This window comes from Echinicola shivajiensis, assembly GCF_018642165.1.
Classification (GTDB): Bacteria; Bacteroidota; Bacteroidia; order Cytophagales; family Cyclobacteriaceae; genus Echinicola; species Echinicola shivajiensis.
Map to the genome: position 1 here is coordinate 568,084 of NZ_JAHHZM010000002.1, position 11,540 is coordinate 579,623.

Genomic DNA, 11,540 nt, shown 5'->3' on the forward strand with positions numbered 1-11,540 from the left:
TTGAGAAGTGCTGCGGAAATAAGTGTCATTGACTTTTCGTCTGAGGCAAGCATAAAAGCTGTTAAAAGTGGCGGTCCAGGAGGGCAAAATGTCAATAAAGTGAATACAAAAGTTGTATTGGTCTTTGATATTGAGTCAAGTCAATTATTTGATGAAGAAGAGAAAGATAAGTTAAGAAAAGGCCTATCAGAAAGTCTTAATGCAGATGGAACCTTACAAATTACTGTCCAAGAAAGTCGGTCCCAGCTACAGAATAAAACCATAGCCCTGAAGAAGTTGCAAAAAGTATTGAGTGGCGTTTTTGTGAGGAAAAAAGTAAGAAAGGCAACCAAACCAGGCAAGGCAGCAGTTAAGAGGAGGTTGGAAAGTAAAAAGAAGCAGGCGGAAAAGAAACAGTGGAGAAAGAAGCTTTATTAGTCCAATATGAAGGATAAATTACTATTGCCCAATGAATTTATGGACAGGGATTTTGATCTTTTGTTCCCGCCGAAAATTCGACAGCTTTCCTCTAGGCATTGGACTCCCTTACCAATTGTCAAGCAGACCCTTGAATTTTTATGCCAGGATGAAAATACCAAGATTTTGGACATTGGTTCAGGTTCCGGAAAATTCTGTTTGATAGGGGCAATGCAATCAAAGTGCACTTTTTATGGAGTGGAGAAACGTGCACCTTTGGTGAAGATCTCTAGAAAAATAGCCAATGAATTGGGTTTGGACAGGCGGGTAATTTTTTTACATTCTTCAGTAGAGGAATTGGATTTGAAACAATTCGATGCATTTTATTTTTTTAATTCCTTCCATGAAAACTTGGATACCATTGATGCGATAGATAAGGATGCTGTAGTTAATGAGGAAATTTATCAAAGCTATACGCTGTACCTGAAAAGCCAACTTGATGCTATGCCCATGGGAACCCGAGTAGCAACCTATTGTTCAGATTCAGAGGCGATTCCTAATAGTTACCTTCAGAGGGCTTCCTTGGCGAAAGGCAAATTAGTCTTTTGGGAAAAGCGATATTGATCCAGAGGGGAGTAGTTTTTAACTTGAGTTAAAGTGTTTTGAACCTTGTTTAATCCATGGCGCAAATCTCTTCAGGCAGCTCCACTTCAATAGTATGATGTGAAAAAGGATAGGCCTTTAGGAGAGTCCTCAATTCCTTTTTCAGTAACAGTACTTCGTCAAATCCTGCTACTTCTTTGAGTTTTATATGTGCCGTGAAAACATGCTTTTCACCATCAAGTGACCAGATATGCACATGGTGAATGGAAGCCACATGGGGAAGGGCCTTGATTTTTGCGGTGATTTCTTGCTCATCAATTTCTTTAGGACTGGCCTGTAAAAAGATCATCAAGGTTTCCTTCAATCTTTTGATTACATTCCAAAGGATATAAAGGGTTATCAATATGGATAGCGCGGGATCGAGATAGGGAGTCTCCCAGAACATCATGATAATCGAGGCTACCAATACTGCAGCCCAGCCCAAAACATCCTCAATTAGGTGCCATGAGATGACCTTTTCATTTAGGGTTTTACCATGACTAAGCTTAAATGCTGCATAGCCATTTACAAGGACTCCAATGATTGCAAAAATCATCATGCCCTTGGCATCCGAGAACTCTGGCTCAAAAAGCCGCATAAAACTCTCACGAATGATAAATATAGAACCAACTATGAGTACAAGGCTGTTAATCAATGCTCCCAACAAGGAGAATCTCTTATAGCCAAAGGTAAATGTATTGGTGGCGTCCTTTTTTGATTTATTATCCAAATACCAGGAAAGCCCAAGTGAGAGGCTGTCTCCAAGATCGTGGAGGGCGTCAGAAATTATGGCGATACTATTGACATAGATGCCTCCAAAAAACTCCAAAATGGTGAATGCCAGATTGAGAAAAAAAGCTGTTTTTATGTTGTTTTGACCATGGTGATGATGGTGCGACATAGCAGTTTGAATTAATGATTTTCAAAATTAAAAATACTACTAAATTCATTCCACTCAGTTGCAATTAGCTATTTTAGAGGTTTGTCTAAGTTGTTATAGTATTTGATTTTTTCATTTAGCAATTTGAAGTCTAATTTTCCCCGGACTTCTTTCAGATGGTCAACAATAGCCAAGGATTTATTTAATCTGCTGTGGCTGTTTTTGACTTTGAGGACTATGTATATCAAGCTCCTTTGTTTTCCCATAGTCAAGGACTTGAAATACCCGTTTCCTTCTTCATCTTGATCCAAGAGTACTTGAAGCTCCTCAGGCATTTCATGTCCATATTCCGAGTGGTCTTTCTCAAGTTTTAAACCAACTGTATCTCCTTCGTTAAGGCTCAGGTCCTCCCTTATTTTTTGATTGATTAGTATAAACCAGTATTCCTTGGTCTTCATTAAAGCTGCCTGAAAGGAAGTGCTTCCAAGGTGGCAAATCACCCTTCTATTGTCCTTATCAATAAATTGATCAGCTATTTCAGCAGGGACGGGGATATGGTATTGCCAGAGTTTGGAATGGAAATTCTCCAAAACAGCTTCAAAGGAAATGGTCTTCATCATCAGTAGGTCAACGATTATTCAAATTGGCTTAGTTTTAATACTAGATCAACTACTCTATTGGCGTATCCCGATTCATTGTCGTACCAACCTATCAATTTTACGAAGTTGCCTTTTACCTCTGTTAAATCAGAGTCAAATATACAGGAGTGTGGGTTTCCAATAATATCAGATGATACCAATGGATCTTCAATATATTCCAAATAGCCCTTCATTGCACCTTCTGAGGCTTCTTTAAAGACATTATTGATTGCTTCTCTGTTGGTATCTTTTTTCAGGATTACATTCATTTCTGTCAATGAACCATCAGGTACAGGTACCCTATAGGCCATGGCATGGATTTTTCCTTTGATTTCTGGCATCACCAGCTCAACAGCTTTGGCTGCATTGGTAGTCGTAGGGATAATGGAGCAGGCAGCAGCCCTAGCCCTTCTAAGATCCCGGTGGGGAGCATCTTGAAGGTTCTGGTCAGCTGTATAGGAATGTACAGTAGATACAAATCCTCTATCAATGCCAAATTCTTCCTCCAAGACTTTTATCATTGGGGCCAGACAGTTGGTGGTGCAGGAAGCATTGGAAATAATTCTTTCCTTTCCAGTAATGGTATGATCATTCACACCTAGGACAACAGTAGGAACTTCACCTAGGGCAGGAGCAGAGATGATTACCCTTTTTGCCCCAGCTTGTAGGTGTTCTTCTGCTTTCTCCTTAGAAACAAATCGACCTGTACATTCAATTACCAAGTCTATGTTCAAGTCTTTCCATGGTAACTTGGCGGGATCTTTTTCACCATATATATGTATGGTTTTGCCATTGACCATGATATTGGAATCTTGGGTGATGACTTCCCCTTGAAAGCGCCCATGTACAGAATCGTATTTCAAGAGGTGGGAAAGGTTTTTAATGTCCATCAGATCGTTGATGGCTATCACATCCACTTGAGGGTTTTTCTCTAGAAGTTTAAAAGTGTATCGGCCAATTCGGCCAAAGCCATTGATGGCTACCTTGATTTTTGCCATGCTTATTTTACCAATTTGGGTTATAATTTCTGCATGTGAAATTACTAAAGAACGGGCAAATTGACTACAGTTAAATTTTTCTCCTTCGTTTCCAGTTGGTTGTAAGAAAATACCAAATAATTTTTGGTTGGGTTTTGCATTGTTAATTTAACCCTCTATATTTGCATCACCTTAAAGAAAAGGCAAGGAAATAAAAACAAAATGGTCCGTTCGTCTAGGGGTTAGGACGCATCCCTTTCACGGATGAAACACGGGTTCGATTCCCGTACGGACTACCATTTTAGCCTTGTCTTTTCGATTATGGTCCGTTCGTCTAGGGGTTAGGACGCATCCCTTTCACGGATGAAACACGGGTTCGATTCCCGTACGGACTACGACAAAGTGATGTTTTCATCATTTCTGATTGCTCTTTTGAGCATGATGAATTTTTGTTTTATGGTTGTTAGTGGTTAAAGTGAATGGAAAATCCTGCTTTATTTAAGCAGGATTTTTTTATTAAAAAGGACAGCTTGTGCTTGTCTATGGATTATGGTCCGTTCGTCTAGGGGTTAGGACGCATCCCTTTCACGGATGAAACACGGGTTCGATTCCCGTACGGACTACGACAAAGCGATGTTTTCATCAGTCCCGATTGCTCAAATGAGCATGACGGATATTTGTTTTATGGTTGTTAGTGGTTAAAGTGAATTGAAAAAACCTGCTTTTTTAAGCAGGTTTTTTTTGTTATCTAGGTAAGTCATTTCCCATATAAGCATTTGGATTCACCTTGGGAATAACTGCATTCCATTTTTGGTTTATTGCTTCTGCACATAGGTTGCTGATAAATGCGTGTGTGCGGGCATTGGGATGAATTCCATCTACAGAAAAGCCCCCATTGGGAGGGATGATACTAGCCGTTAATATGGCCCCTCCTGAATTTATTTCACCGTTTTGTAATTGGTCAAAAAAAGATTGGATATTGATCAACACCAATCTCTCAGCGTTTGCGCTGACCGTATTGGTAATATAAGAATTAAAGGTGCTGATTTTTGAGTTGATTTCATCTTGCTCCTCTGGTGTCAGTACATATTCGTCTTCCACTGGAAATTCAACACCTCTTTGTGGACTGTTTTCCCTTGGGGTTAAAGCTTCTGAAAGCAATAAGACAGCTTTATCTTCCATTGTGCTTTGACGCATTGATGGCATTCCTAATGCGCTTAGGTCTGTAAGGTTTTCATCTTCCATCACAAAGGCATTTAATCCAGCTTCAAACCTAATGGTCCTGTAATTGCGCTCTTCCTCCGAAATGAGTCCAAGGCTTTGGGCCTGAATCAAGCCTCCGTTATAAGCAGCGTAACCTTGATTAACCTGATCAGCTTCTGCTTGGCTCAAAGGAAGAGGGTTATAAGGGACCAGATTGAAATAGGGCAAATCCACGATTTGAGGAATATTAAACACCATTCCATTGGCCGATTCATTGGCTGTGAGCAATGTATTGAGTGCTGCGGTAAAACGGATTTGGAAATCTTCATCTGAGGTGAGAATCGAAGGGTCAGCAGCTCCACCTATGGCATAGCCGAGAACATCATTGCCTCCGAGCCAAAAACTGAAAAATGATCCTCCATTGGTCAGTGCACTTGCTGCGTCTCCGATCAGTGTGGATTGACCGGGATTGCTGGCAAATCGAGCATAAAGCGGGTTATAGGCAGGATTGTTTCCACTAGGTGGTCCTCCGGTTAAAGGAGTAAGTGCTTGTCCTAGGGTAATACCTGGAACTGAGAAATTATTGAGTTCAGACTTATCACCAGTATAAGCAGCAGGTAAGTCTCCAGGACCGATAGGAGCAGGTAATACCTGTCCCAATAGTGGATTATTGGTCAGTATTAACCTCCCCAAAGGACCATTCGGCCCCATGGCAAAAAATCCATTTTCAGAATTTATATCTGGACTGTTAAAAGCACCGCCACCCACTTGCTCAAACTGCTGGGCCAAAATCACCATAAAGGAATTTTGTTGGCCCCGGTTATAAAGGGCTCCGTCCATATATCCCGCAGTGATGGAGTTGCCCACTGCTATGGTTTTAGAAAAGTCTGCCTCACCGGGATCAGGATTTTCCTGCGGCAAATCAGGAAAATCATATTGACAAGCTGAGAAAAACAAAGTCAATAGCAGTAAATATAAATGTCTTTGGGTTTTCATATAGCTTGGATTTAGTTCAATAACTCGTCAAATGTTATACTGATATAATAAATGGCTCCCACTTTAGGTCCGCCATAATTCAGGGTATACCTTTTGTTCAAGACATTGGATCCTCCAAGTTTGAGCACGGACTTGATAGCCTTTACTTTATAGTTGACCTGGGCATCCAAAAGACCTACTTCGGGAACTTCTCCACGTGCAAATGAAGATTCCCATCTAAAGGCAGTTTGGTAGCGGTAATTGATTCCAAACCCAAGACGATCTGTCAATTTTCTGTTTCCAAAACTCAAGTTGAATTTATGCTCAGGAGTATTAAAATCAGCTAAAAAGCCTTCTGGGATATCACTGATTAGTTTATTATAATTATAATTACCGCCAATGGTAAAACTTCTAGGAAGACTGTATTCAAGTCCTAAAGCGGCTCCATTTGCCCTAACTGTATTGCCGACCAAGTTGGTGTAGGTTTGGAAAGTGTTTTCCTGTCCTGGTGTGGTGATTGGGGTCAATAATGAAGGCGCATTAACAGCATTGATGGCCAATTGGTCTTCACTGATAGGCGTTGGATACACAGGTCCCGGGGCCTTTCTCACTGCTGTTTGAGTAATAAAGTCGTTATAGGAATTGAAATAGTAGGCAAAGTCTACCAGCAATCTATTGTCTAGAATTAGGCCTTTATAACCGATTTCAAAGGAATTCACTTGTTCGGGCCTTAGCGCTGGAAGGTCATTTACCGCTACCAGCAAACTAGTGGCTTCAGGATCAACAGGGCTTAATCCAGAGCTGACAGCGGCAGTATAATCGTTGACTGAAGCTAGACTAAATGCATTTTCAAATATTTTATATTTCTGTCTGTAATAGGGGAGTCCTCCCAGTAGTCTTGCAGAAACCACGTTAAGGTCGATATGTTGGCCCTGAGTTGTGGGCATTCTAAATCCAGTCTGATAAGACAGTCGAATATTAGAATTTCCCTGAGTGATTACGGCAGAAATTCTTGGATTAACCTGTCCTTTGAAATTTTCATTTTTATCATATCTCAGGGAGGCCATTAGCTTCAAATGGTTTTTCCATAATGACTTGGAAGCCTGAGCAAAAGCACCAAACTCTGAAATGGTAATATCGTTTCCTTCTCCGTCAGGGAAAATGGTTCCTCCTGAGCTAAGATCATAAAGCCTATAGCTTGCTCCTGCCTGAAGGTTGATAAAATCAATTTCATTTTTAAAATCATATTGGCCCTCCGTCATATACATGCGTGAGCGATCATTGAATAGTGAGCCTTGGGGAACAAAATCAGATTTTATCTCTTCTGCTGTACTATTGTACAATTCAGAACCTGGGGTATATCTTCCTACATCTGCTATATTTCTCGCAAACTGGTGAGCAGCTGCTTGCTGGTCAATACTTCCTGGGGCACCGGGAACTACTCCTTGTTGGGCTAGGGAGAGTAGGTAAGCTAAGGTATATTCGCCAAACCAAGTGGTATTATCCTTCCAAGTGTCATTGATTCGAACGCCGGTCAAATCAGCGATAAATGATCCTCCTGAGTTTTCCCGGGTGGTATAGGTCCTTAAGAAGAAATTATCTCCCTTCAGCTCTAGTTTATGTTGAGTGATATTAAACTCTGACAGGGAATATCTCTGTGCTCCAGTGTAAACAGAGGTTCCCGAGCCATAATTAACGGTATAGGAGAGTTCTACTTGGTCATTTATCCTATAGTGCAATGCTCCGTTGAATTTATAATTGGATGCGCCATAATCTACTAAATACCTTTCTTCATAGCCTGTTCTAGAAACAACCTGGTCAGGAATGCTAGGAATATAATCACCGATCCCCAAATTGTTTGCTGCTTGTTGAACAGAGGTCAGGTTTCTTAATAATCCTATATTATTGGCCACTTCGTCCCCGAAAACATGGATCCTGTTAGCGCCTGGATTGAACGGCAAATTACCTTGACTTACCGCATTAAGATCGGACATATCAGTACCGTACCAGTCTGTGGCCTCCATTAGTGAACCACTGAGTTTGAAAGCCCATTTATTATTAAAGGCCTTGGCGTATCGAATGGCTGCCTCATAGATAGGTTGAACACTTTGTGGTTCTCCTTCCGTGCCATTGAAATGGTTAAAAGCCTGTTTGTAATAAGCACTTAGGCCTTGGTAATCAAAGGGGCTTTTGCTATTGACCAGTAGAATTCCATTGAAAGCATTCGGACCATAGAGGGCCGAAGAAGCTCCGGGAATAAGCTCAACACTTTCCACGTCCAGTTCTGAAGGGCCATTAAGGTTACTGATGGGGAAATTCAAGGCTGGAGCCTGAGTATCCATTCCATCGATAAGCTGTACAAACCTGGTATTGCCAGTGGAGTTAAATCCTCTGGCATTGATGATTTGGAAATTGATGGATGAGGAACTCACATCCACCCCTTTTAGGTTACCTATGGCCTTATAATAATTATCGCTGGGAGAGCCTTTTATGCTCAATATGTCCATTTTTTCTATGGATACCGGAGAGCTTAATATACTTTCCTCTACCCGAGAAGCAGAGACGACCACTTCTTGGCCCAAAAGTGTCTGTTCTTCCAGGGAAATTTGTAGGTCTTCGGTATTGCTTTGGTCAATAGTTACTTCTTTACTGGTATAACCAACCATGGAAAAAATAAGGACTAGAGGAGGAGCTTGATGAACACTCAATGAAAAATTCCCATCTAAATCTGTAATGGTTCCTATCACCTTCCCTTTAACAAGAATATTCACTCCAATCAGCCTTTCATTACTGTACTCATCAATTACAGATCCTGAAATTACTGTTGTTGGTTCCTGTGCAAACAGCTGCGTTTGGTAACATACCAAAAGACAAACTGTAAATAGGGAATACAGCCAGTGGTAGTTTGGCATTCGTTTTCTCATGTTAAATTGGGTTTGTTTATTAGGAATATACTAAAAATAATTTTTTAACGAATGTTTTAAGCCAGTAAAAAAAGGGGCAATACAGGCTGCCAGAAAGCAGGATTTTCTAACCTATTGATTGTTTGTTTTTTGTATAAATAAAAACGCCAGTATTTTATGAAATACTGGCGTTCAATATATTTAAACTGTAAATGTAAATAAGCTGTTATTTTACATTTTTATTTTCTTCATTCACATGTTGAACCAATCTATCGCAAAGATCTTTCATTTCTTCAGACATATATTCATCACCGGTGCTGTTCAGAATTGTTTGGGCCATACCGCCCAAAATGTCAATATAGAATCTTTTCATTTCTACAACTGACATTTCCTCTGTCCAAAGATCGATTCTAAGTGTGCTGTGGTTTAGATTATCCCAAACATTTAAACTTATACTTTTGGTTTGTTCCGAACCATCACCTTCTTTGTCGGTAGCATCCCATTCAATGGTTTTTGGCAGGTTCTTTTCGTCAAGATTAATTTTAAACTTTATCTCAGAATTTTTCATGTGTTGGTTTCAATTTTAGATTGCAAAACTACTAAAGAATGACTTGAGTTCCCCAAAAAAAGATAAAGAATTCTTTTAAATTCTTAGTTAAGGGTCTTTTACGGAATATAAGGTAAGAATTAATATTTTGGTATTCTTCTTGATTCAGAGGGATGTTGTTAAACCCTATATATATGTTATAGAAAGATTCAATTTGCTGATGTCTATTCATGATTGATGAAAAATTGAATTCATAAATCATTAGTTTTGGAAAAAAAATAATATGCTCAAAAAAGCGGTCTATCTAATTGTCCTGAATTTTATTGTCCTTTCGGTCTCATATGCCCAGAATGCCGATGATATTAAGGGGCTTTGGTTGACAGAGGATAAGGAGGCCAAGGTACTTATATATAAAGACAAGGGGGAATACTTTGGTAAGATTTTCTGGTTAAAGACGGAGAAAGAGAATGGACATATAAGAAAAGATTCAAATAATAAAGATCCCAAACTAAGAAATCAACCGCTTAATAAAGTTCACCTTATTCATTCCTTGGAATACGCTGATGGACAATGGTCCGGAGGAAAAATATATGATCCCGAAAGCGGGGAGACTTACAAGTGTCTCGTAAAACTAATTGGAAATGACAGGATCGAAGTGAGGGGATATATTGGTTTACCTAGTTTTGGGAAATCGCTGTATTGGGAGAGAATCAGTGAAGAGTAGGTTTTTGGATTGTTTGAAATTTCTTTTTAGTGTCTTCTGAAAGCTTTTCTTTATGAATTTACAAATTCTCAGTTTAAGACTAATTTGAGATAATTAATTTTTCTATTGCTATTGGGTTGTTCTTGGCACTAAAAGATAATCCCAAGCCGGTTTCCAATCGGATTTTAGTTGTATTCCAGTCTGCTCTCTTTATTTTGTAGTTTATTCTTTGTGTTTCTTTTGAATTAAGAGTAAGCACTTTATTAAAGTGACTGTCCAGTGAAGCGACTAAATTATCCAGGTCTGTATTTTCAAATGAGATAAAATCTCGGGACAAGGTAAACTTGTTTTTTATTGTTTTCTCAGGTTGTTCGCTGGAAAATTTTAAAAACTTAGATCTCTCAGACAAAGCAACAACAGTAGTGTCAAAATAGGTTTGTTGCGTTTCTATACTAATTCCCAAAGCTTCAATGATAGCATTTTTGATCTTTTCCTCTCGGTTTTCATCTACCCAGTTTTGGCTGATCAAAACACTATAATGCTTATTGTCTAAAGACCTGTTGGCAAGTTCAATTGAGCTTGGGTCAATATTTTTGATTAATCCCATTAGGTCTCTTAATGATATATAATCAGCCTTTACTCCTAAATAGGGGGTTAAACTATGACTGTTGGTAATGATTGACTTTTTGGGATTCTCAATTTCTTCAATAAGGATTTTGTATCCTTGTGTTTCAACATCTAAAATGATTATATCTTCAGATGAAATGATCTCTTTGGATGTATCTGCTTTTGGCTTATTGGTACAATTAACAAAAATAATGCAGCATGGATATAACGGTTTGAATTGTGCCACCCTTTTCGGTCAAACTGTGCCAGGCCTTTCGGTTTAAACCGTGCCATTTCCAGTTGGGATTTCGGTTCGAACTGTGCCACTTTTGAAAGATCAAGTTTAACCTGCTATATCGCCTAAAAAAAGAGCGATATGGCCAACGTACTTGATCCCATGGATATAAAGCAGATTTTCAGTTTACACAGGGACGGGCTCAGCAACCGGAAAATAGGTACCGTGCTGGGGATTTCCCGCAATACGGTCAACCAGTACATCTCCTGGCTTGCAGCCTCGGACTACGAAGTTGATGAGGTCCTGTCCCTTACCAACATTAGATTAAGGGAGCTGTTCCCTTCCCGCACCACCATAAAGAATGACAGGTTCGATGCCCTGATGCGTTATTTTGAACAGGGGAAAGCCGTAAGAAACCATCCCGGGTTTACCTTTCTACACCATTACGAGGAGTACAGGCAGCTTGTGGACAGTCCCTACAGCTATACGCAGTTCATGGAACATTACCATAGAAAATATCCCAATGCAGAGGGTTCCATGAAGCTTGAACACCTTCCCGGCCATGAGGTGTTCATCGATTTTGCGGGCACAAGGATGGAAGTCGTGGACCGTGATACCGGGGAAGTGAAAAAGGCGGAAGTCTTTGTCGCCGTGCTCCCCTTCAGCCTGTATACCTATGTAGAGGCATGTTGGAGCCAGAAGCGTGAAGACCTTGTCCACTGCATGAACAACATGATGTGGTTTTATGGGGGCGTTTCCAAGGCCGTGGTCTCTGACAACCTAAAATCGGCGGTCACCAGGGCCAGTAAATATGAACCCGAGATCAACCGCTCCC

10 protein-coding genes, 3 tRNA genes and 1 pseudogene are annotated in these 11,540 nt (G+C 40.0%); 7 read left to right on the top strand and 7 right to left on the bottom strand.

Annotated elements, in window-relative coordinates:
• Nucleotides 1-417 carry an alternative ribosome rescue aminoacyl-tRNA hydrolase ArfB gene (gene arfB / locus KMW37_RS06890; protein ID WP_246581366.1) on the top strand — a complete coding sequence of 139 codons (417 nt, stop codon included), beginning with the start codon at nt 1-3 and terminating at the stop codon, nt 415-417.
• 6 nt (nt 418-423) lie between these two features.
• Nucleotides 424-1,020 (top strand): class I SAM-dependent methyltransferase, encoded by a 597-nt coding sequence (locus tag KMW37_RS06895; RefSeq protein ID WP_215223865.1) that lies wholly within the window; start codon nt 424-426, stop codon nt 1,018-1,020.
• Nucleotides 1,021-1,069: 49 nt separating this feature from the next.
• On the opposite strand, the gene KMW37_RS06900 is transcribed toward KMW37_RS06895, so the two are convergent.
• The 3 genes from KMW37_RS06900 to gap form a co-directional block, all read right to left on the bottom strand.
• Complete coding sequence (locus tag KMW37_RS06900; protein WP_215223866.1) at nt 1,070-1,939, bottom strand: cation diffusion facilitator family transporter; 870 nt, start codon at nt 1,937-1,939, stop codon at nt 1,070-1,072.
• A 68-nt stretch (nt 1,940-2,007) separates the two neighbouring features.
• Entirely contained in the window at nt 2,008-2,538 is a 531-nt protein-coding gene (locus KMW37_RS06905; RefSeq protein ID WP_215223867.1) for a YdeI/OmpD-associated family protein, read from the bottom strand.
• 14 nt (nt 2,539-2,552) lie between these two features.
• The gene (gene gap / locus KMW37_RS06910) at nt 2,553-3,554 is read right to left on the bottom strand and encodes a type I glyceraldehyde-3-phosphate dehydrogenase (RefSeq protein ID WP_215223868.1); all 1,002 of its coding nucleotides are present in this window, start codon (nt 3,552-3,554) and stop codon (nt 2,553-2,555) included.
• Between the two features lie 203 nt (nt 3,555-3,757).
• Here gap and KMW37_RS06915 point away from each other — a divergent pair.
• From KMW37_RS06915 to KMW37_RS06925, 3 genes are all read left to right on the top strand, one after another.
• Nucleotides 3,758-3,832, top strand: a tRNA-Glu gene (locus tag KMW37_RS06915).
• Between the two features lie 24 nt (nt 3,833-3,856).
• Nucleotides 3,857-3,928, top strand: a tRNA-Glu gene (locus tag KMW37_RS06920).
• Between the two features lie 156 nt (nt 3,929-4,084).
• Nucleotides 4,085-4,156, top strand: a tRNA-Glu gene (locus tag KMW37_RS06925).
• Nucleotides 4,157-4,277: 121 nt separating this feature from the next.
• On the opposite strand, the gene KMW37_RS06930 is transcribed toward KMW37_RS06925, so the two are convergent.
• The 3 genes from KMW37_RS06930 to gldC all read right to left on the bottom strand — a co-directional run bounded on the left by KMW37_RS06930 (nt 4,278) and on the right by gldC (nt 9,182).
• Nucleotides 4,278-5,732, bottom strand: coding sequence for a hypothetical protein (locus KMW37_RS06930; RefSeq protein ID WP_215223869.1), 1,455 nt, complete (start codon nt 5,730-5,732; stop codon nt 4,278-4,280).
• 11 nt (nt 5,733-5,743) lie between these two features.
• A complete protein-coding gene (locus KMW37_RS06935) occupies nt 5,744-8,635 on the bottom strand; it encodes a TonB-dependent receptor (RefSeq protein ID WP_246581367.1) in 2,892 nt (963 codons plus the stop codon).
• Nucleotides 8,636-8,840: 205 nt separating this feature from the next.
• Nucleotides 8,841-9,182 (bottom strand): gliding motility protein GldC, encoded by a 342-nt coding sequence (gldC, locus tag KMW37_RS06940; RefSeq protein ID WP_215223870.1) that lies wholly within the window; start codon nt 9,180-9,182, stop codon nt 8,841-8,843.
• A 262-nt stretch (nt 9,183-9,444) separates the two neighbouring features.
• Here gldC and KMW37_RS06945 point away from each other — a divergent pair, with 262 nt between their 5' ends.
• A complete protein-coding gene (locus tag KMW37_RS06945; RefSeq protein ID WP_215223871.1) occupies nt 9,445-9,885 on the top strand; it encodes a DUF2147 domain-containing protein in 441 nt (146 codons plus the stop codon).
• Between the two features lie 79 nt (nt 9,886-9,964).
• Here KMW37_RS06945 and KMW37_RS06950 read toward each other — a convergent pair whose 3' ends face one another.
• Nucleotides 9,965-10,717, bottom strand: coding sequence for a hypothetical protein (locus KMW37_RS06950; protein ID WP_215223872.1), 753 nt, complete (start codon nt 10,715-10,717; stop codon nt 9,965-9,967).
• 129 nt (nt 10,718-10,846) lie between these two features.
• On the opposite strand from KMW37_RS06950, the pseudogene KMW37_RS06955 reads away from it, so the two are divergent.
• Nucleotides 10,847-11,540: pseudogene (locus tag KMW37_RS06955) on the top strand (DDE-type integrase/transposase/recombinase); the annotation flags it as partial.

Bases quoted from the DNA above. Each gene is read 5' to 3' on its own strand.
- KMW37_RS06945 (WP_215223871.1), top strand. From the start codon at position 9,445: ATGCTCAAAAAAGCGGTCTATCTAATTGTCCTGAATTTTATTGTCCTT.
- KMW37_RS06900 (WP_215223866.1), bottom strand. From the start codon at position 1,939: ATGTCGCACCATCATCACCATGGTCAAAACAACATAAAAACAGCTTTT.
- KMW37_RS06935 (WP_246581367.1), bottom strand. From the start codon at position 8,635: ATGAGAAAACGAATGCCAAACTACCACTGGCTGTATTCCCTATTTACA.
- KMW37_RS06895 (WP_215223865.1), top strand. From the start codon at position 424: ATGAAGGATAAATTACTATTGCCCAATGAATTTATGGACAGGGATTTT.
- KMW37_RS06905 (WP_215223867.1), bottom strand. From the start codon at position 2,538: ATGATGAAGACCATTTCCTTTGAAGCTGTTTTGGAGAATTTCCATTCC.
- gldC (WP_215223870.1), bottom strand. From the start codon at position 9,182: ATGAAAAATTCTGAGATAAAGTTTAAAATTAATCTTGACGAAAAGAAC.
- KMW37_RS06930 (WP_215223869.1), bottom strand. From the start codon at position 5,732: ATGAAAACCCAAAGACATTTATATTTACTGCTATTGACTTTGTTTTTC.
- gap (WP_215223868.1), bottom strand. From the start codon at position 3,554: ATGGCAAAAATCAAGGTAGCCATCAATGGCTTTGGCCGAATTGGCCGA.